The organism is Peptoniphilus koenoeneniae (assembly GCF_030812875.1).
Lineage (GTDB): Bacteria > Bacillota > Clostridia > Tissierellales > Peptoniphilaceae > Peptoniphilus_B > Peptoniphilus_B koenoeneniae.
Genome location: NZ_JAUSTN010000005.1, coordinates 115319 through 134223, shown reverse-complemented (window position 1 = coordinate 134223; position 18905 = coordinate 115319). Strand labels below are relative to the sequence as shown.

Annotated in this window: 23 protein-coding genes; 18 read left to right on the top strand and 5 right to left on the bottom strand. The window is 30.6% G+C overall.

Features of this window, described 5'->3' with window-relative positions; translation table 11 throughout:
* From J2S72_RS05685 to rlmH, 7 genes are all read left to right on the top strand, one after another.
* The gene (locus tag J2S72_RS05685; protein ID WP_023056087.1) at positions 1-738 is read left to right on the top strand and encodes a hypothetical protein; all 738 of its coding nucleotides are present in this window, start codon (positions 1-3) and stop codon (positions 736-738) included.
* A gap of 116 nt (positions 739-854) precedes the next feature.
* Positions 855-1475 carry an HAD-IA family hydrolase gene (locus J2S72_RS05680; protein ID WP_023056015.1) on the top strand — a complete coding sequence of 207 codons (621 nt, stop codon included), beginning with the start codon at positions 855-857 and terminating at the stop codon, positions 1473-1475.
* Positions 1475-1831 carry a hypothetical protein gene (locus tag J2S72_RS05675; protein ID WP_023056096.1) on the top strand — a complete coding sequence of 119 codons (357 nt, stop codon included), beginning with the start codon at positions 1475-1477 and terminating at the stop codon, positions 1829-1831. The genes J2S72_RS05680 and J2S72_RS05675 overlap by 1 nt, the downstream gene beginning before the upstream one ends.
* Complete coding sequence (locus tag J2S72_RS05670) at positions 1828-2475, top strand: trimeric intracellular cation channel family protein (protein ID WP_023056007.1); 648 nt, start codon at positions 1828-1830, stop codon at positions 2473-2475. Before J2S72_RS05675 ends, J2S72_RS05670 begins: the two co-directional genes overlap by 4 nt.
* A 155-nt stretch (positions 2476-2630) precedes the next feature.
* The gene (gene tpx, locus J2S72_RS05665) at positions 2631-3131 is read left to right on the top strand and encodes a thiol peroxidase (protein ID WP_023056122.1); all 501 of its coding nucleotides are present in this window, start codon (positions 2631-2633) and stop codon (positions 3129-3131) included.
* Between the two features lie 55 nt (positions 3132-3186).
* Complete coding sequence (locus J2S72_RS05660) at positions 3187-3729, top strand: isochorismatase family protein (protein WP_023056038.1); 543 nt, start codon at positions 3187-3189, stop codon at positions 3727-3729.
* Entirely contained in the window at positions 3726-4205 is a 480-nt protein-coding gene (rlmH, locus tag J2S72_RS05655; protein WP_023056117.1) for a 23S rRNA (pseudouridine(1915)-N(3))-methyltransferase RlmH, read from the top strand. The genes J2S72_RS05660 and rlmH overlap by 4 nt, the downstream gene beginning before the upstream one ends.
* Here rlmH and J2S72_RS05650 read toward each other — a convergent pair whose 3' ends face one another.
* The 3 genes from J2S72_RS05650 to J2S72_RS05640 all read right to left on the bottom strand — a co-directional run bounded on the left by J2S72_RS05650 (position 4206) and on the right by J2S72_RS05640 (position 8524).
* On the bottom strand, positions 4206-4853 hold the full coding sequence (locus tag J2S72_RS05650) for a DUF1361 domain-containing protein (RefSeq protein WP_307495148.1): 648 nt from the start codon (positions 4851-4853) through the stop codon (positions 4206-4208).
* Between the two features lie 70 nt (positions 4854-4923).
* Positions 4924-6801 carry an ABC transporter ATP-binding protein gene (locus tag J2S72_RS05645; protein ID WP_307495147.1) on the bottom strand — a complete coding sequence of 626 codons (1878 nt, stop codon included), beginning with the start codon at positions 6799-6801 and terminating at the stop codon, positions 4924-4926.
* Positions 6788-8524, bottom strand: a complete 1737-nt coding sequence (locus tag J2S72_RS05640; RefSeq protein WP_307495146.1) for an ABC transporter ATP-binding protein — start codon at positions 8522-8524, stop codon at positions 6788-6790. The genes J2S72_RS05645 and J2S72_RS05640 overlap by 14 nt, the downstream gene beginning before the upstream one ends.
* Positions 8525-8655: 131 nt before the next feature.
* On the opposite strand from J2S72_RS05640, the gene J2S72_RS05635 reads away from it, so the two are divergent.
* Positions 8656-8874 carry a CDIF630_02480 family spore surface protein gene (locus J2S72_RS05635; RefSeq protein ID WP_023056025.1) on the top strand — a complete coding sequence of 73 codons (219 nt, stop codon included), beginning with the start codon at positions 8656-8658 and terminating at the stop codon, positions 8872-8874.
* A 48-nt stretch (positions 8875-8922) separates the two neighbouring features.
* Here J2S72_RS05635 and msrB read toward each other — a convergent pair whose 3' ends face one another.
* Positions 8923-9381, bottom strand: coding sequence for a peptide-methionine (R)-S-oxide reductase MsrB (msrB, locus tag J2S72_RS05630; protein ID WP_023056076.1), 459 nt, complete (start codon positions 9379-9381; stop codon positions 8923-8925).
* 56 nt (positions 9382-9437) lie between these two features.
* Here msrB and J2S72_RS05625 point away from each other — a divergent pair, with 56 nt between their 5' ends.
* Positions 9438-10139 (top strand): hypothetical protein, encoded by a 702-nt coding sequence (locus J2S72_RS05625; protein WP_023055997.1) that lies wholly within the window; start codon positions 9438-9440, stop codon positions 10137-10139.
* 109 nt (positions 10140-10248) lie between these two features.
* On the opposite strand, the gene J2S72_RS05620 is transcribed toward J2S72_RS05625, so the two are convergent.
* Positions 10249-12129 carry an ABC-F family ATP-binding cassette domain-containing protein gene (locus tag J2S72_RS05620; RefSeq protein WP_023056073.1) on the bottom strand — a complete coding sequence of 627 codons (1881 nt, stop codon included), beginning with the start codon at positions 12127-12129 and terminating at the stop codon, positions 10249-10251.
* A gap of 101 nt (positions 12130-12230) precedes the next feature.
* On the opposite strand from J2S72_RS05620, the gene J2S72_RS05615 reads away from it, so the two are divergent.
* From J2S72_RS05615 to J2S72_RS05575, 9 genes are all read left to right on the top strand, one after another.
* Positions 12231-12866, top strand: coding sequence for a redox-sensing transcriptional repressor Rex (locus J2S72_RS05615; RefSeq protein WP_307495145.1), 636 nt, complete (start codon positions 12231-12233; stop codon positions 12864-12866).
* A gap of 65 nt (positions 12867-12931) precedes the next feature.
* Positions 12932-13813 carry a DNA-3-methyladenine glycosylase family protein gene (locus J2S72_RS05610; protein WP_307495144.1) on the top strand — a complete coding sequence of 294 codons (882 nt, stop codon included), beginning with the start codon at positions 12932-12934 and terminating at the stop codon, positions 13811-13813.
* Positions 13810-14502 carry a DUF554 domain-containing protein gene (locus J2S72_RS05605; RefSeq protein WP_307495143.1) on the top strand — a complete coding sequence of 231 codons (693 nt, stop codon included), beginning with the start codon at positions 13810-13812 and terminating at the stop codon, positions 14500-14502. The genes J2S72_RS05610 and J2S72_RS05605 overlap by 4 nt, the downstream gene beginning before the upstream one ends.
* Before the next feature lie 98 nt (positions 14503-14600).
* Positions 14601-14882, top strand: coding sequence for a co-chaperone GroES (locus J2S72_RS05600; protein ID WP_023056097.1), 282 nt, complete (start codon positions 14601-14603; stop codon positions 14880-14882).
* A 14-nt stretch (positions 14883-14896) separates the two neighbouring features.
* Positions 14897-16522, top strand: coding sequence for a chaperonin GroEL (gene groL, locus J2S72_RS05595; RefSeq protein ID WP_023056037.1), 1626 nt, complete (start codon positions 14897-14899; stop codon positions 16520-16522).
* 88 nt (positions 16523-16610) lie between these two features.
* Positions 16611-17213, top strand: a complete 603-nt coding sequence (locus tag J2S72_RS05590) for a ribonuclease H1 domain-containing protein (protein ID WP_307495142.1) — start codon at positions 16611-16613, stop codon at positions 17211-17213.
* The gene (locus tag J2S72_RS05585; protein WP_307495141.1) at positions 17210-17647 is read left to right on the top strand and encodes a deoxycytidylate deaminase; all 438 of its coding nucleotides are present in this window, start codon (positions 17210-17212) and stop codon (positions 17645-17647) included. Before J2S72_RS05590 ends, J2S72_RS05585 begins: the two co-directional genes overlap by 4 nt.
* Before the next feature lie 15 nt (positions 17648-17662).
* The gene (gene mscL / locus J2S72_RS05580; protein ID WP_307495140.1) at positions 17663-18121 is read left to right on the top strand and encodes a large conductance mechanosensitive channel protein MscL; all 459 of its coding nucleotides are present in this window, start codon (positions 17663-17665) and stop codon (positions 18119-18121) included.
* Positions 18105-18749 carry an NUDIX hydrolase gene (locus J2S72_RS05575; protein WP_307495139.1) on the top strand — a complete coding sequence of 215 codons (645 nt, stop codon included), beginning with the start codon at positions 18105-18107 and terminating at the stop codon, positions 18747-18749. Before mscL ends, J2S72_RS05575 begins: the two co-directional genes overlap by 17 nt.
* Positions 18750-18905: the final 156 nt, after the last annotated feature.

Below are 18905 nucleotides of genomic sequence, written 5' to 3'. Positions count from 1 at the left end.
ATGGTTTCAGTTTATAGACTTATTGCAGACCAAGGGGTATTTGAAGATTTTTTAAATTCCAAAAGTATATTTTTTAACTTAGAAGTTAAAGAAGCTTATAAAGATTTTATGGAATATAAAAAGTTAATTGGAAAAAAATTGGAAAATCAAAGAAAAGCATCCATTCTTTTAAACGGCATGAGCAAAATAAAAAAGGGCGATATAGTTTGGATATGTAGTGAAGAAATTGCAATAGGCTCTGCTTTAAAAGATTCGAAATTTAATAAGGGCTTCCAAATTCCCTTTGTCTTTAAAAAAATTAAAAAAGAAGATCTGAATGAAAAAATACTAGACCTTTCTTCGGGCATAATTTTTAAGGAAGTAAAAGATCAAGAGATAATAAAGTTAAGCAAAGAATATTTAAATCAAAAAAATGAGATAATTTTAAGACAGGGAAAAGTTCCCGCAAAAATAGAAATTAAAGCCGAAAAAAAGGAAACAAAGAAAATAAAAGTTCAAGAAGATAAAAATTTTGGAGAACTTATTATTGAAATGCATCCGCCCAAGGAAAAAAGGGTAGATTTAAGGAAAAATCCTGAGTTGCCGGCCAAGATTTCTGAAAAAAAAGGCCAGTTGATGAAACAAACTTATGCTGAAAGACAATTTGAATTATTTTTAAATTGGCAAAAATTAAATTTTGAAATGCTTTTAGAAACACAAAGAATATTTTTAGAAAAAATCCTTGAAATATTAGATTAATAAAAGACCCTATAATATGAAAATATTATGGGGTTTTTTATTAAAAAATAAAAACCCAACTTATTTAAACTGAATTTTATGTTAAGATTAAATAAAATTAAAAAATAGGAGAAGACATGATATATTTATTTGACTTAGATGGAACTCTAATAGATTCTCAAAAGGGAATTGTAGAAGGACTTAAAATAACCTTTGAAGAAATGGGCATAAAAAAAGAAAAATACGGAGATCTTTTAAAATATGTAGGGCCAACCTTTCATGAAAGCTTCAAAAAGCTGGGAATGAATGAAAGAGAAATAGAAGAAGCCACAGAAATATTCAGAGATTTTTATTTGAAAAAAGCCATTAATGAATGCAATTTATTTGAAGGAATAGAAGATTTAATAATAGAAACTTCAAAAAAACATAAAATTGCAGTGGCAACATCAAAACCTGAAGCTCACGCAAAAATGATCCTTAAAAGATTAAAGATAGATGGATATTTTGAGACAATAAAAGGCTCAACAACTGAAAAAAATACAAAGGCCATGGTCATAAGAGAAGCTCTTCAAATATTAAAAACAAAAGAAGCAATTATGATAGGAGACAGATTTTCAGATATAGTGGGAGCAAAAGAAAACGGGCTTAAAACTATAGGAGTCCTCTATGGATATGGAAGCAAGGAAGAATTGGAAAAATTCGGAGCAGATGAAATAGTTGAAAGAGTAAAAGATTTAAAGGAGCGTTTGTTAAAATAATGTTTGAACAAATAATAAAAAACTTATTAGCTGCAATAGCAGGCGCTCAGGCATATCTTGCCACTTATTCTTTAATAAAATATCAAATGAAAAGGCCCTGGGAAGTAATAATACTTCCCATAGTAGGTTTTATACAATATATACTTTTAAAATACTTAATGGACTTTGTAAAAAAAGATAAGAATAAATTAATAATTGTGGGATTAATCGGTCTTTTAATAGAAATAATTTTACTTGCCTTAAATTTTTATTTTATATATACAAAAGCGCCCCAAGTAAAAGACCTAGTATATAACCTTATTGGAAGCCTTGTAGCATTATTTTTAATTGTTATAATAGTTAGGAGAAAAAAATGAACTACGAAGCTATGGACATATTATTTGAACTTTTGGGAACCATATCCTTCGCCTTTGCAGGTTCTATGGTGGGCATAAGAAAAAGTATGGATCTTCTTGGAGTAGTCGTCCTTGGGCTTGTGACGGCCTTAGGAGGGGGATGTATAAGAGACTTGGTTCTTGGAAATATTCCTCCACAAATGTTTAGAGATTCAAAACTTGCCATATATTCTTTAATATCCAGTTTAATATTATTTGCAATTTTTTATGTAAAATTTGATTTTATAAATTCTCGTACAATGAAAAAAATAGAAAAAATAATGCTTTTATTTGATGCCATAGGTCTTGGAGCATTTACTGTAACAGGAATAAATACCGCAATAAGCATGGGTTATGAAAGTAAATTTTTATTGATATTTGTGGGCATGGTAACAGGAGTAGGAGGAGGAGTAATAAGAGATGTAATGGCAGGAAACATTCCCGTTATATTTAGAGAAGAAATATATGCAGTCGCATCTTTTTTAGGAGCCTTAGCATATATAATGTTTTTTAAAACAGATATAAACAAAAATTTTTTAATGATAATAACATTTTCCATTGTGGTAATAATAAGGCTTATATCCTTAAAATGTAACTTCCACCTTCCTAAAATTAAAAAAATATAAAAATAAAATCGAAGGAATTTTCTTCGGTTTTTTAATTACAAAAGAAAAAATTATTTTGTAAAAGAATTTTAAAAGTATACTATAATGGTTTAATTTTTTTTGATTTGGATATAAATTATATGTAGATTGATTTTATTTTTTAGGAGGTTATTATAATGAATGTAACATTTGGCGGAACAAAGATGACTCTTTGTGGAAAGCAAGTTGAAGTTGGACAAAAGGCACCTGATTTTAAGGCAGTTAATAATGATTTAAGCGAATATAAATTAAGTGATGATTTAGGAAAAGTTGTAATTTTAAGTATAGTTCCTTCCATTGATACGGGAGTTTGCTCAATTCAAACAAGAACTTTTAATGAAAAGGCTACTGAAATGAGTAAAGATGTAAAGGTTGTAACTGTTTCCATGGACCTTCCCTTTGCTCAAGGAAGATTTTGTGCAGCTGAAGGAATTGACAGGGCTATTATAGTTAGTGATTATAAGGACAGAGATTTTGCAAAAAAATATGGCTTTATGATTGAAGAACTTGCACTTCTTACAAGAGGTGTTATCATTGTTGATAAGGAAGGCACTGTAAAATATGTTGAAATAGTTCCTGAAGTTACTCATGAAGTAAACTTTGATAGGGCTATTGAAGAAGCTGAAAAATTACTTTAATTTTAATAGGGAGCCTGGCTCCCTTTTTTTATACATAAAATTTGGGAGGTTTATTTTGAAAACTTTAGTTGTTGTTGATTGTCAAAATGATTTTATAAGTGGAAGTCTTGCCTGTTTAAAGGGTCAGGAAGCTATAGATAATATTGTAGAATATATTGAAAAAAATAAGGTAAATCCTGTTTATACAATGGATTGGCACAGTAAAAATAATAAGAGCTTTAAGGTTAACGGAGGCATTTGGCCTATTCACTGTCTTGAAAATACTTATGGAGCAGAATTATCTCAAAAGTTTTTAAAACTTTCTGAGGACAAAAGACCAAATTCTCAAAACACATATAAGAAAGGGCTTAATGATGATATTGAAGAATACAGTGCCTTTAATGGAGAAAATGCTGAGGGACAAAAGTTACATGAAATTCAAACGGAGGAATTTATTGTCTGCGGCATTGCATCGGAGTATTGTGTAAGGGAAACTGTTCTTGAACTTTTAAAGACTGGTAAAAAAGTAAGTTTATTAAAGAATTGCCTTGCTTATGTAAATGAAGAGGATCATAGGAAAAATTTAGAAGATTTAAAGGAAAAAGTGGAGATTAAGTGAAGATAAAAATAATTTGTCCTGGCCATTTAAAAGAAAAATATTTAAAAGAAGCTCAAAAGGAATATTTAAAAAGATTATCTGCCTTTTGCAAGTTTGAGATTATTGAAGTTGAAGATGAAAAAACTCCTGACAATCCAACTGACAGGGAAAGAGAATTGATTCTCCAAAAAGAAGGAGAGAGGATTTTATCAAAGATAAAAGATGGAGATTACTGCTTTAGTCTTGAAATTAAGGGCAAAGAAAGAACCAGCGAAGAGTTTGCAGAAAAATTAAATTCTTTAATGATTCATGGCAAGTCCAGCCTTGTTTTTATTATCGGAGGAAGTTTAGGGCTTGGTGAAAATGTATTAAAAATAAAAAATGAGTCATTTTCTTTTTCAAAAATGACTCTACCTCATCAACTTATAAGGATCAATCTTTTAGAGCAAATTTACAGGGCTTTTAAAATTATTAATAATGAACCCTATCACAAATAATTATCTTTTTAAATTTGCAAAAAGCAAGATAACAAGGAAATGAACTCCTGCAAAAACACATAGAAGATAGTAGTCGTTAAGGTTCATTTTTGAAATTATATCTGTTATTTGCATTTTTAGTGATAGAGGATTTAAAATATCCCAGGAATTTAATCTTATAAATCTGCCTAAATATACGCCTAAAGAAGCAAGACCGCTGAAAAAAATTAAAAGGATAAATTCCGCAAGGATATGGCCTCTGCATTTAAAAATTGTAACTAAATTTACAAAGCTTTCATAGCCCAAGATAAGGGACAGTAAAATCATAATTAAATCTGTGCCCAGGCGAAGCCAATTTAAGTAATTGAAAACATAAATTACTTGATTTATGTTTGTATAGTAGTCGCTTCTTTTTATGTGAATAAAGTCCGTAAACATATAAATACAGTTGGGATAAAAAATTATTGCAACTAAGACTGCTAAAATTAAAAATATGCCCCTTGTCTTTTCTCTTTTTCCATAAGAAGTTAAAATAAAGGGAATAAAGGCAAGGCCTGTATTAAATATTAAATACAATCTTCTTATGTTAAAAAAATAAATTACGGCAGAAGTCAAAAGATATATTAAAAAATAAATTAAAAATTTTGTAAAAGTGTTTTTATTTTCCATAAGTTAAGTTTACCATAATTTTATTAAATAAATTCATTAAAAAACGGCTAAATATTTTAGCCGTTTATTTTTATTCTTCAAGACCACTGTTGTAAAGTTTGTAGTAAAGACCCTTTTGTTCTATTAAATCCTTATGGTCTCCTCTTTCAATTATATTTCCTTTTTCAAGAACCATAATCGCATCTGAATTTTGAACTGTTGAAAGTCTGTGAGCTATTACAAAAGTTGTCCTTCCTTTCATAACTTGATCCATGGATTTTTGCACTAGCATTTCAGTTCTCGAGTCTATAGAAGATGTTGCTTCATCAAGTATTAAAACTGGAGGACTTAATATTTCCGCTCTGGCTATGGATAAAAGTTGGGCTTGTCCTTGAGATATTTCACTGCCGTTTCCTGAGATTATAGTTTCATATCCCTTAGGCAAAAGCTCTATAAAATAGTGGGCTCTTGCTTTTTTTGCCCCTTCTATTATTTCTTCATCAGTGGCATCTAATTTACCGAAACGAAGATTTTCTTTTACTGTTCCTGTAAATAAATGAGTGTCCTGCAAAACCATGCCTAAAGATTTTCTTAGGTCTTTTTTATTTATTTTTCTTATGTCTATTCCGTCAAAGCTTATGGAGCCTGACCATATATCATAAAATCTGTTAATAAGATTTGTAATTGTAGTTTTGCCAGCTCCTGTGGAACCGACAAAGGCAATTTTTTCTTCAGGTTTTGCAAAAAGAGAAATGTTTTTTAAAACAGCTTCCCCTTCCTTGTAGCCAAAAGTAACATTATTAAATCTTATATCACCCTTTAGAGGGGTGTAGGGATTTTGTAAATCTTCCGGATTTTTCCAAGCCCAAAGTCCGGTATTTTCTTTGCATTCTATAATTTTATCCCCTTGGTATTTTATTCTTACTAGTTCTATTTTTCCTAAGTTTTCTTCCGACTCTTGATCTAAAAGATTAAAAACCCTATAGGCTCCAGCAAGGGCAAGTAAAACTTGATTAAGCATAGAGGAGATGTTTCTCATAGGTCCTGATAAATTTCTTGAAAGTTGCAAGAAAGTTGCAATAAGTCCTACACTTATATTAAATTTTCCACTAAGGGCCATGAGGCCTCCAGCTAGGGCTATAAAAGCGTATTGAAGATTAAAAACTGAAAAGACTATAGGTATTAAGAATAGAGAGTATCTGTTGGCAAGCATAGTGTTTTCAAAAAGTCTTTCGTTTATTTTTCTAAATTCTTCCATTGTTTTATCTTCGTAAGAAAAAACTTTTATAATTTTTTGTCCCTCTATTCTCTCTTCTATAAAACCATTTTCTTCTCCCAAAGTTTCCTGTTGTTTTATAAAGTAGGATGAGGATTTCTTGCCCATAAATTTCATTATAATGTACAAAAGCACAAGGCAAAGACCTACAACTAAAGTTAAACTTAAAGATTCAAAAAGCATAACCAAAATTATTAAAATTATAGACATTATTGAAGAAAAAAGTATGGGTAAATTTGCTATAACTTGTTCTACAGCTTGAATATCATTGGTAAAGACACTCATAATATCTCCGTGAGAATTTTCATCAAAATAACTTATGGGAAGAGTTTGTAAATGTTTAAAAACATCCTCTCTTAAATCATAGGAGGTTTGTTCAGTTACATACACCATAATCATTTGATAGATAAAATTTGAAATAGTTCCACCTAAAAAAATTAAAGCCATAGTTAAAATTGCCTTTAATAAGGGAGAAAAATCAGGATTTTTTACTCCAATTAATGGACTGATATAAGAATCTATTAAAGTTTTTAAGAATACAGAAAAAGATATTCCTGATATTGTAGAAAAAATTACCAAGAAGAAAACGAAAATTAATTTAAATTTGTGTTTTTTAATAATATATTTTAAAAGTCTTTTTCCGACTTTTAAATTATCATTTTTAGATAACTTTCTAATATTATTTTTTTTCATCAAAATCCCCCTCTCTTTCTTGAGATTGAGAAATTTCTCTATATATTTTTGAATTCTTTAAAAGATACTCATGATCTCCTATGGATTCAATTTCTCCTTCATCCATAACTATAATTGTGTCTGCATATTTTAAAGAGTTTATTCTTTGAGATATGGTAAGCCTTGTTAAATTCGGTAAATATTTATTTAAGTTTTCTACGATTTTTCTTTCAGTAGTGTTGTCAAGAGCGGAAGTGGAGTCATCTAAAATTAAGATCTTTGGATCTTTAAGAAGGGCTCTTGCAATGGTAAGCCTTTGTTTTTGCCCTCCGGAAAAATTATTTCCTCCTCTTTCAACTTTTGCATCAAGACCTCCAGCTTCTTTTACAAAGTCGTAAGCTCCTGCAACCTTTAAAATTTCAATCATTTTTTCGTCAGATAAATTTTCATCTGCAAATTTTAAATTGCTTCTTATACTTCCTGAAAATAATTGATTTTTTTGTAAAACCATGGCAACACTATCTCTAAGAGCCTTTAGATTATAATCTCTCACATCGAGGCCGCCAACTTTTACACAACCCTTTGTAACATCATAAAGCCTTGGTATAAGTTGAACTAAAGTGGATTTTGAAGAACCTGTTGAACCTATTATCCCTACATTAGCTCCTGCTTTAATATTTAAATTTATATTTTTAAGGGCAAGTTTATTAAGATCATCAGTGTAGGAAAAGCATACATCTTCAAAACTTATGCTTCCGTCTTTTACGATATTTACATTTTTTTTGCCATTCTTTAAACTGGAATCCTTATTTATTATTTGACTTATTCTCTCAGCTGCATTTCTTGAATTTACAATTTGAGTAAAGACCATGGCGAATATCACAAGAGATATTTGTATTTGAAAGGAGTAGGTAATTAAACTTATAAGTTGACCAGTTTTCATGGAACCTAAGATAATAAATTTTGCTCCCAGCCAGGCTATAAGTAGAGAAATACTGTATACGCAAAGATTCATAAAGGGCATAAGCATCATAAAATTTTTCTGAATATAAATATATTTATGGTATAAATCTTTTGAGATTTCATTAAATTTAGAAATTTGTTGGTCTTCACGAGTGAAGGCTTTTACTTCTCTTATACCTATTAAGTTTTCAGAAACATGAGTGTTTAATTTATCGAGGAGTTGAAAAACTTTTTTAAAATAGGGATAAACTTTCTTTATTACAAGAATTAAGACAAAGGCCATAAGGGGAATCATAATTAAAAAATACATGGCAAGTTTTGAATTTATTTTAAAACTCATAAAAAATGCAAAGATTAATAATAAGGGAGACCTTATGGCTATTCTCGTGGACATTTGAAAGGAAAGCTGAACACTTTGCACATCAGTTGTCATCCTCGTTAATAAGGAACCCTTTGAAAAAGAATCTATATCTTCAAAGGAAAAGCCTTGAATATTTTTAAACATGGAGTCCCGCAAATTTTTCGCAAGTCCTGCTGAAGCTTTGGTTGCAAAATATCCTGATGCAATTCCTGATATGAATAATAATAAAACTGAAATTACCAAAAAAACTCCCATTCTTACTATCAGGTCCTCATCTCCAAGGTTTATTCCTTTGTCAACGATAACACTCATAAAATAGGGAATTAAAATATCAAAAAGCACTTCAAAAGTTACAAATAGGGGACTTAATAGAGCATATTTTTTGTATTCTTTTACTTGTGATAATATTGTTTTAAGCATTTTCCACCTCATTCCTATTATTAACAGTATGAACTGTAAAATTATTTATTGCAAGAATACCTAAAGTTTTTGCTTTTAGTGTTATAATAAATAGAGAATTAAAATTTTTTAAATTAATTAGGAGGATTATTATGTCAGAAAAAGAAGCAAGAGAAAATTTAACAAATAAGAGATTAAAACAAGTTAAAGCAGACATTGAGCAAGATAGTGAAATTAAAGAAGCTCACAAACCAGCAAGTGATATTTATTCAAAAACTGCAGGAAAAGATCCTGAAACAGGAGTTGAAATTCCTACTGAAGATGCAGTTGAAGAAGCTAAAGAATGGGTTGACAACCAAAATAGAAGATAAAAACAAAATAAAAAGCACCTTTTAAAGGTGCTTTTTTAATACATAGAATTAATCTTTATTTTTATCCTTATCAAACAATTTTAAATATTCTTCATAACCTTCTTCTTTTAGCCTGTCTTTGGGGATAAATTTTAAACTTGCACTGTTTATGCAGTATCTCAATCCTCCAAGATCTTTAGGGCCATCATTAAAAAGATGACCTAAGTGGGCGTCTGCATTGGAACGAACTTCTATCCTGTGCATACCGAACCTTTCATCTCTAAGCTCTATTAATTTTGTATTTTCAATAACCTTTGAGAAAGCTGGCCAACCGCAACCAGAGTTAAATTTATCTTTTGAAGAAAAAAGAGGTTGACCACTGGTTATATCTACATAAATTCCATCTTCAAAAAAATTGTCGTACTCACCAGAAAAAGGTCTTTCAGTTCCGCTATTTTGAGTTACATCATATTGAATCTTACTTAAAGTTTTTCTTAATTCATCGTCACTTTTTTTATAATATTTCATATTGCCTCCTCTTTATTTATACCCCTTATGTTACAATATTAAAGGAGGTTTTTGTTTTGAAAAAAAGTACAATTTTTATAGGTCTTATATCATTAATAATAGCTTTTGGAAGCGAAAAATATTTTGGACCCAGTCCTTATGTGGAAGATACCACAGTTTTAAATATTTTGTGGGCTATTGTAAATATTATGTTTTTAACTACGACTATTGCCATGCTTAAAGAATATAACCAGATTTTATCTTTAAAGGGACTTACTATGCGAAAGACCAGATTATATTTAAATGTCTTTGTCTATGTAGCCTTTGTAATTTTTCTAAATGCCTTTTTCTTGGGACAACTTTATTTAAGAGATAATTTACTTATTAATAAACTCTCCAACCCCCTTATTATGATTCTCGTTCTTTTTACTTTTACAATGAATCTTTATAGCGGAATTTTTCCCACTGTGGAAGAAAAAGACAATATAAAGATTTTCACTATTAAGGAAAAGGGACCCTTTAGAAACGGAAGAGAAAAATACGATGTTCAAGCGGGAATTTATGAGGATGGTTTGGTTTTTGGAATTTACAATTTTCCCTATGAAGGCATTAAAAATATCTATGAGGAAAAAAGCGGAACTTTAATTATAAAAGGAAAAGACCAAAGAGGAAGCTATAGAATAAATGTTGAAGCTCCTAAAACTCGATTTGTTGTTAAAAAATTGTTGGAAGGAGAAAGAGAAAAAAATAAACTTGAGGGCATAAAAATAAACTTATAAATGTCAACAAATATTTGTTCTAACCCTTGTGGATAATGTTAATAACTTTGGGGATAAAGTAATTATAACATTTTGCCCTGTGAATAAAAAAAGTGGATGAAGATTATTTTTAATTAATCTCCATCCACTTTTCATATAGGTCATTTATAGTATTTTCAAGGCTTTCACGTTTTTCTGTAAGTTCTAAGATTTTTTCGTAATCTCCAGATTTACTGTAGGTTTCAAGCTTTGCATCTATTGTGGATAAGTTTTTTTCAGATTTGGAAATTTTTTCTTCCAATTCTTTTTTTTGCCTTTCAATAAGTTTTTTTTCTTGCCGTTTTTCTCTTTCTAATTTTTTAATTTCATCCCTTTTGGTTTTTGAAATATATTCTTCTTCCTCTTCTTCAGAAACTCTTGTCTTTTCAAGATAATAATCATAATTTCCAAGATATTCTTTAATTTCTGAATTTTCCATAAAAAATATTTTATTTACAACGTGATTTAAAAAATATCTGTCGTGGGAAATTGCAAGGATAGTTCCCTCATAATTTATAAGGGCATCTTCAAGACCCTCTTTTGAATCAATATCCAGGTGGTTAGTAGGTTCGTCAAGAAGCAAAAAATTTGCCCCCTTAAGCATGATTTTCAAAATACTTACTCTGGCTTTCTCGCCGCCGGAAAGTTCTGAAATATTTTTAAAAATATCGTCTCCTATAAATAAAAATTGAGCTAGATATTTTCTAATATCATAGTAGGATAATTTAGGATACTCGTCCCAAATTTCATCAATTACAGTTTTTTCCAAGGATAAATTTTCCATTTCCTGATCAAAATACCCGATTTTTACATTGGCTCCCAGGGAAAAATCTCCCTTATAGTCTTTAATTTTCCCAGTAATAATTTTAAAAATCGTACTTTTTCCAATTCCGTTGGGACCGGTCAAGCCGATCTTGTCATTTTTGTAGACCTCAAAAGAAATATTTTCAAAGATTTTTTTCTTGTAAGACTTTTCTAAATTTTCAACTTTTAAGATGTCCTTTCCCGGTTCCACATCAACTTTAAATTTTACAAGAGTTTGATTTTTTTCTTTTGGAGCTTCAAGTCTTTTCATTTTGTCCAAAAGTTTTTGCCTGCTCTTTCCAGCTCTTATAAACCTATCTCTACCGAGGCTTAAATATCTTGCAATTATTTCTTCTTGACGTTTTATTTCTTTTTCCTGATTTTCATATTGTTTCTTTTTAAGCTCAATTTGTTTTTTACGCTCTTTTACATAATAATCATAATTTCCTTTAAAAAGAGTAAGATTTTTATCCTCAAGAAGGACTATTTTATTTACTATGTTGTTTAAAAAATATCTGTCGTGAGAAATTATTATAAGGGCCTTATTATAATCTTTTAAAAATTTTTCCAGCCAAGTTATAGCATCAATATCCAAGTGGTTTGTAGGCTCATCAAGAAGGAGAAGATCATGGTTTTCCAATAAAAGGCTTAAAAGAGAAAGCCTTGATTTTTGACCGCCGGAAAGATTTTTTACAGGCTTATTAAATTCATCTTCAGAAAAGCCCATGCCCCTTAAAGTTCCACGGATTTTTGACTTGTAGCTGTATCCGTCAAGAGCCTGAAATTTTTCTTGAAGAATGGAATATTCCTCCATAGTATTTTCTAAATCATCGTGATTTTTGCTCATTTTCTCTTCTAAATAAGAAAGTCTTTTTTCAATTTTTATAATATCTTTAAAAGCTCTGAGACAAACATCATATAGGCTTAAATTATCCGCCCAAATATGGTCTTGTTTTAAGTAGCCAATACTCAGGTCCTTTGTCTTAAAAAAATCGCCCCTGTCGAAGGATATAGCTTCTGAGATAATGTTTAAAAGGGTAGTCTTACCAGTTCCGTTATTTCCAATCAGACCGATTTTATCTTTTTCCTCCACAATGAGAGAAGCATTTGAAAAAATTTCTCTATCTATAAAATTTTTATATAAATTTTGAATATTTATTATTGCCATTTTTTACCTCACAAAAATTTTATCACAGTAGGGGACTTATATTAAAGTTTTACAAAGAAGTTTTTTATTGTTATAATAATAACATACTTTCGGAGGTGGATATGGAAAAGAAAATTTCTGATACGGTCATAAGACGCCTTCCAATTTATCACAGATATTTAACAGAATTAATTGACGGAGGAATTGAGAGAATTTCTTCCGGTGAACTTTCAAAGCTTACTGGTTTTACAGCCTCACAAATAAGACAGGATTTAAACAATTTTGGAGGATTCGGGCAACAAGGCTACGGTTATAATGCGGCAGATCTTAGAAGTCAAATCGACAAAATTTTAGGAATAGATCGAGATTATAAAGCAGTTGTTGTGGGAGTTGGACATCTTGGACGTGCAATTGCAAGATATCCAGGCTTTAAAAAAAGTGGCTTTTCAATTGATATGCTCTTTGATATTGATGAAGTTGCAGGGACTCTTGTCGGCGGTATAAAAGTTAAAAGTATAAGTGAGCTAAGTAAATTTTTAAAAGAAAATAAAATAGATGTCGGTATTATAAGTGCTCCCAAAGCTGTAGCTCAAGAGATTGCTGACATCCTTATAAGAGGAAATGTAAAGGGCATTTGGAATTTTGCTCCTGTTGATATTCAGGCACCAGAAAGCGTAGTTGTTGAAAATGTAAGACTTAACGACTCACTACTTACCCTGTCTTATTATTTAAAAGAAAACACTAAAAAAAACAAGTAGCATTGCTGCTTGTTTTTTATATTATTAAAAGTTTAAAATTAAAAAAATGTGTTAAAATTTTAAGTATGAATGAGATCTATAAAAACAATGAAAAAGAAATAATTTTAAAAAACATGGACGACTTTAATCCGGAACACATTTTTTTGTGCGGACAGGCCTTTAGATGGGAATTGGAAGAAGACGGTTCTTTTACCAATGTTGCCCACGATAGAGTTATAAATATAAGTAAAAAAGAAAAGGACATTATAATTAAAAACTCTGATGAAGATGACTTTAATAAAATTTGGAGAAATTATTTTGATTTAAATAGGGATTATTTAAAAATTATAAATGATTTAAGTGAGGATCAAGTTTTAAAGAGGGCAATTGAATATGGAAGAGGAATAAGGATTTTAAATCAAGATCCCTTTGAAACAATTATAAGCTTTATAATAAGTGCCAATAACAACATAAAAAGAATCAAAAAGAGTATAAAAATCATAAGTCAAATGTACGGAGAAAAAATAGAAAATCCCTTTGGAACTTACTATTCTTTTCCCAAGGCGGAAGTTTTAAAAAATGCAGATCCTAAAGATTTAAGAGAATTTGCAAAAGTTGGCTTTCGTGATGAGAGAATAGTAAAAGCCGCGAATATGATTTATGATGAGGAAATAGATATAAATTCTTTTTATACAAAAGATTTAAAACTTGCTTCAGAAGAGTTACAAAAACTTCCAGGAGTTGGACCTAAGGTTTCAGATTGTATCCTTCTTTTTGCTTACGGCAGAAGCGAATCTTTTCCTGTTGATGTTTGGATAAAAAGAGTAATGGAAGAATTGTATTTTAAGGAAACAGTTAAAAAAACAGAAGTTGCAGATAGGGGAAGAGAATTATTTAAAGATTTTGCAGGCTTTGCTCAACAATACCTCTTTTTCTATGGCAGAGAAAATAAGTTGGGAAAAATATGATAGCTATTTTAATAAATTCTTTTGGAATAATATTTGCTTCTTTTATAGGTTCAATTATAGGGGATAAAATTTCTAAAAAATATCAAGATGCAATTATTGATGCCCTTCAGTTGAGCGTTCTTATTATTGGAATAAACACAGCCCTAAAGGGAGATAATTTACTCTCTGTAATAATAGCCCTTGTTCTTGGAACAATTGTGGGAACAAAAATTGACATTGAAGGAAAAATTAACGGTTTAGGTTTAAAAATTCAAAAAATTTTTTTGAAAAAACAAAAAAATGACCTTGGACAAAATAAATTTGTAGAGGCCTTTGTAACAGGCTCTCTCTTATTTTGCGTTGGATCTATGGCGATAATAGGTCCTTTAAATTCCAGCCTTTTAGGAGATAACTCCATTTTAATATCAAAGGCGATTTTAGATACGGTTTCGGCTTTTATGATGAGTGCAAGTCTTGGAAGGGGCATGATTTTTTCAGGATTTAGCGTTTTTTTATATCAAGGCCTTATTTATTTAGCTGCAAACATTTTGAAGAATTTTTTTACCCCTGCAGTTATAAACAACATTTGCGGAGTGGGTGGACTTTTAATAATAGCCCTTGCCTTTAATATGCTTAAGATGAAAGACTTTAAAACTGCCAATATGCTTCCTTCAATTTTGTTTGCAATAATATTGGGACTTATTTTTTAATAAGCTTGAAAAAATAAAATATATGTATTACAATACAATTAGCACTTAAGATAAATGAGTGCTAATAATTTTGTAAAAAATTTTTATAGGAGGATAAAATGGAACTTAAACCTTTAGGAGAAAAAGTTGTAATTAAAAAAATAGAAATAGAAGAAAAGACAGCATCAGGAATAGTATTGCCATCATCAGCAAAGGAAGAAACAAACATTGCTGAAATTATTGCAATAGGTAAAGATGTTGAAGAAGACGAAAAGACAAAGGGACAAATTTCTGTAGGAGATAAAGTTTTATTTTCCAAATATGCAGGAACTGAAGTTGAACTTGAAAAAGAAAAATATATAGTAATAAAATACCAAGACTTACTTGCAGTTATAAAATAAGGAGGTAAATTTTTATGGCAAAAGAAATTAAATTTGCAGAAGACGCAAGAAATGGATTAATTTCAGGAATTAATAAACTTGCAGATACAGTTAAAGTTACTCTTGGACCCAAGGGAAGAAATGTAATTTTAGGAAAAGAATTCGGCTCTCCTTTAATTACAAATGATGGTGTAAGTATAGCAAGAGAAATTGATCTTGAAGATAACTTTGAAAACATGGGAGCACAACTTTTAAAAGAAGTTGCAACAAAGACAAATGACGTTGCAGGAGACGGAACAACTACAGCAACTCTTCTTGCTCAAGGAATAATAAGAGAAGGAATGAGAAACCTTGCAGCAGGAGCAAATCCGATGATTCTTCAAAAGGGAATTAAGGATGCAGTAGATGCAACTGTAGAAACAATAAAGGGTTTTTCAAAACCTATTGAAACAAAAGAAAGCATAGCTCAAGTAGCATCTGTTTCAGCAGCAGATAAAAATATAGGCGATTTAATAGCAGAAGCTATGGAAAAAGTAGGACGTGACGGAGTTATAACAGTAGAAGAATCAAAATCTATGGGAACTGACTTAGCAGTAGTAGAAGGTATGCAATTTGACAGAGGATACCTTTCACCTTACATGGTAACTGATTCTGAAAAAATGGTAGCAGCCCTTGACGAACCCTACATCTTAATAACAGATAAAAAAATTACAAACATTCAAGACCTACTTCCTTTACTTGAACAAGTTCTTCAATCAGGAAAGAGTCTTCTTGTAATAGCAGATGATATTGAAGGAGAAGCCTTAGCAACTCTTGTATTAAATAAATTAAGAGGAACTTTAAACATAGTAGGAGTAAAAGCTCCAGGCTATGGGGACAGAAGAAAGGCAATGCTTGAAGATATAGCAGTTCTTACAAAGGGAACAGTAATTTCTTCAGATCTTGCAATGGACTTAAAAGATGCAACAATAGATATGTTGGGAACAGCTTCAAAAGTAAGAGTTGAAAAAGAACTTACAGTTATTGTAAACGGCGCAGGAGATAAAAAAGACATTGACGAAAGAATAAACCAAATAAAATCTCAAATAGAAAGCACGGACTCTGAATTTGATAAGGAAAAATTACAAGAAAGACTTGCAAAATTATCAGGCGGAGTTGCAGTAATCCACGTAGGTGCAGCAACAGAAGTTGAACTAAAAGAAAAGAAACTTAGAATAGAAGATGCCCTTTCAGCAACAAGAGCAGCAGTAGAAGAAGGAATTGTGCCAGGAGGCGGAACAGTTCTTATAGACTGTATTGAAACTCTTGAAAAATTACTTGAAGAAAAAGAAGGGGACGAAAAAACAGGAGTAAATATTATTTTAAGAGCCCTTGAAGAACCTCTAAGACAAATAGCAGAAAACGCAGGACTTGAAGGCTCAGTAATAGTAGAAAAAGTAAAATCTCTTGAAAAAGGATTCGGCTATGATGCCCTTAAAGGTCAATATGTTGACATGATAAAAGCAGGAATAGTAGATCCTACAAAAGTTACCCGTTCAGCTCTTCAAAATGCAGCAAGCGTATCATCAATGATCCTAACAACAGAAGCAGCAGTAGGCATAATAAAAGAAGACACACCACAAATGCCTATGGGTGGAGCAGGAATGCCAGGTATGATGTAAAAATCAAAATAAAATTAAAATCAAGGACGAGAAAAAGCTCGTCCTTTTTTATTTCTTGTCTTTTGGTATAATATTTTTGAGGTGGAAAATGTATTACGCTGTAAAAGTGGGAAGAGAAAGAGGGATTTATAAAACTTGGGACCAGTGCAAGGAACAAGTCATGGGATTTAAAAATGCAGTTTATAAAAAGTTTAAAACTTTAGAAGAAGCTCAGGCTTTTATAAATAGTTCCAATGAAAATTTAAAAGAAGATGTTTCCTTAAAAACTTTTGAAGATTTAAAGGAAAATGAAATGGTTGCCTATGTTGATGGTTCTTATAGAGATGAGGATAAGTCTTATTCCTACGGAGTTTATTTAAGAGATAGAAAAATTAAGGAAGAATATTCAAAAAGATTTTTCGATGAAGATGCTTCTTTTAGAAATGTAGCAGGAGAATTAAAGGGAGCCATTCTTGCAATGGAAAGGGCAGTAGAACTTAAAAAAGATAAAATTTATATCCACTATGACTATAGGGGTATAGAAGACTGGGCCCTTGGAAATTGGCAGACCAATAAAAGCCTTACAAAGGAGTATAAGGCTTTTTATGATAATATAAAAGAAAGTTTGGAAGTTGTTTTTATTAAAGTTAAATCCCATAAGGGAGTTGAGCTTAATGAATATGTTGACAAACTTGCAAAGGAGGCAATATGAGAAAATCTTGGGATCAATATTTTATGGACATAACAAAACTTGTGGCAAAAAGATCAACTTGCGACAGGGCCTTTGTAGGATGTGTCCTTGTAAATTCAGACAACAGAATTGTATCCACAGGCTATAATGGTTCTTTAGCCGGCAATCCCTCTTGTGATGAAATAGGACATACTATGCGTGATGGTCACTGTATAGCTACAATTCATGCGGAGATGAACGCCCTTTTATATTGTGCCAAGGAAGGTATATCAGTTAAAAATTGCAAGTGTTATGTAACTCATTTTCCATGTTTAAATTGTACAAAGGCACTTTTACAGGCGGGTATAAAAGAAATATATTATTTAAATGCTTATAGGGTTGATCAATATGCCCTTGAGCTTATAGAAAAAAATAATATAAAACTCGTAAAAATGGAAGAAGGCTTGAAAGATTAAAAAGGGAGGATAAAGATGAAAAAATTTGTAAATGACTTTAAAGCTTTCATTTCAAAGGGAAATGTAGTTGACATGGCTATTGGTGTTATAATAGGTGGCGCTTTCGGAAGTATAGTAACATCTCTTGTAAATGATATAATGATGCCTATTTTTGGAAAATTAACAGGAGGAAATGACTTCAGCCAAATGTTTTATGCCCTTGATGGAAAGGACTATCCCAATTTAGCAGCAGCAAAAGAAGCAACTGCAACCTTTGCTTATGGAAGTTTCATTCAAAATGTGGTCAACTTTTTAATAATTTCTTTTGTAATATTTGTTATAATAAGCCAAATTGCAAAATTTAAAAGTAAAATAAAAAAACCGACAGACGAAAAAGTAACAAGTAAAATCTGCCCTTACTGCAAGAGTGAAATAAACATTGAAGCAACAAGATGCCCTCACTGCACATCAGAATTAAATGAATCAATTAAATAAAATAAATTTAGAAAAAATAATAGAGATTTTAAGAGACCACAAACCGCTGCCAGTGGACGTAAAAAAAAGATATGCGGTTTTAATTCCCCTTATATTGGTGGATGGAGAAATTCACGTTCTTTTTGAAAGAAGATCGGATTCATTAAGAACACAACCAGGAGAAGTTTCTTTTCCCGGAGGAAAGATTGAAGCCTTTGAAGAAGAAAAAGAGGCGGCAATAAGAGAAACCTGCGAAGAACTTTTAATAGAAAAAAATAAAATAAAAATTTTTGCCCAGGGAAATTTTTTAGTAAATCCCAATAGGGAAATAATTTACACTTTTATAGGTCTAATTGATGAAGAATTTTATAAGATAAAAGCAAATAAAGATGAAGTGTCTTATGTTTTTACAGTTCCTCTAAGTTTTTTCTTGGAAAATTCTCCCGATGCTTATAAAACCAGTATAAAAATTACAAAAGAACCGGGCTTTCCCTACGATTTAATTCCCAATGGAGAAAATTATAAATTTAAAAGATATGGAGAAATAGTGGAATTTTACCACTATAAAGAAGAAATAATCTGGGGTTTTACTGCAAAAATGATTAGAAACTTCACGGACATAATTTCCCAAAAGTTTACAAAAATTTAATCAACTTGTAATATAAAAAAATAAATCGCTATTTAACAGGCTTAGATAAGATAAAAAAAATAAATTTCAAAAAATTATTTTTTTTAAAACTTATTTAAGTCTGTATTTTATTGAACTTTTAAAGTGTAACAAAAAAGTTACAAAAAATTTGACAAT

Bases quoted from the DNA above. Each gene is read 5' to 3' on its own strand.
- J2S72_RS05685 (WP_023056087.1), top strand. From the start codon at position 1: ATGGTTTCAGTTTATAGACTTATTGCAGACCAAGGGGTATTTGAAGAT.
- J2S72_RS05680 (WP_023056015.1), top strand. From the start codon at position 855: ATGATATATTTATTTGACTTAGATGGAACTCTAATAGATTCTCAAAAG.
- J2S72_RS05675 (WP_023056096.1), top strand. From the start codon at position 1,475: ATGTTTGAACAAATAATAAAAAACTTATTAGCTGCAATAGCAGGCGCT.
- J2S72_RS05670 (WP_023056007.1), top strand. From the start codon at position 1,828: ATGAACTACGAAGCTATGGACATATTATTTGAACTTTTGGGAACCATA.
- tpx (WP_023056122.1), top strand. From the start codon at position 2,631: ATGAATGTAACATTTGGCGGAACAAAGATGACTCTTTGTGGAAAGCAA.
- J2S72_RS05650 (WP_307495148.1), bottom strand. From the start codon at position 4,853: ATGGAAAATAAAAACACTTTTACAAAATTTTTAATTTATTTTTTAATA.
- J2S72_RS05645 (WP_307495147.1), bottom strand. From the start codon at position 6,801: ATGAAAAAAAATAATATTAGAAAGTTATCTAAAAATGATAATTTAAAA.
- J2S72_RS05640 (WP_307495146.1), bottom strand. From the start codon at position 8,524: ATGCTTAAAACAATATTATCACAAGTAAAAGAATACAAAAAATATGCT.
- J2S72_RS05635 (WP_023056025.1), top strand. From the start codon at position 8,656: ATGTCAGAAAAAGAAGCAAGAGAAAATTTAACAAATAAGAGATTAAAA.
- msrB (WP_023056076.1), bottom strand. From the start codon at position 9,381: ATGAAATATTATAAAAAAAGTGACGATGAATTAAGAAAAACTTTAAGT.
- J2S72_RS05620 (WP_023056073.1), bottom strand. From the start codon at position 12,129: ATGGCAATAATAAATATTCAAAATTTATATAAAAATTTTATAGATAGA.
- J2S72_RS05615 (WP_307495145.1), top strand. From the start codon at position 12,231: ATGGAAAAGAAAATTTCTGATACGGTCATAAGACGCCTTCCAATTTAT.
- J2S72_RS05610 (WP_307495144.1), top strand. From the start codon at position 12,932: ATGAATGAGATCTATAAAAACAATGAAAAAGAAATAATTTTAAAAAAC.
- J2S72_RS05605 (WP_307495143.1), top strand. From the start codon at position 13,810: ATGATAGCTATTTTAATAAATTCTTTTGGAATAATATTTGCTTCTTTT.
- J2S72_RS05600 (WP_023056097.1), top strand. From the start codon at position 14,601: ATGGAACTTAAACCTTTAGGAGAAAAAGTTGTAATTAAAAAAATAGAA.
- groL (WP_023056037.1), top strand. From the start codon at position 14,897: ATGGCAAAAGAAATTAAATTTGCAGAAGACGCAAGAAATGGATTAATT.
- J2S72_RS05590 (WP_307495142.1), top strand. From the start codon at position 16,611: ATGTATTACGCTGTAAAAGTGGGAAGAGAAAGAGGGATTTATAAAACT.
- J2S72_RS05585 (WP_307495141.1), top strand. From the start codon at position 17,210: ATGAGAAAATCTTGGGATCAATATTTTATGGACATAACAAAACTTGTG.
- mscL (WP_307495140.1), top strand. From the start codon at position 17,663: ATGAAAAAATTTGTAAATGACTTTAAAGCTTTCATTTCAAAGGGAAAT.
- J2S72_RS05575 (WP_307495139.1), top strand. From the start codon at position 18,105: ATGAATCAATTAAATAAAATAAATTTAGAAAAAATAATAGAGATTTTA.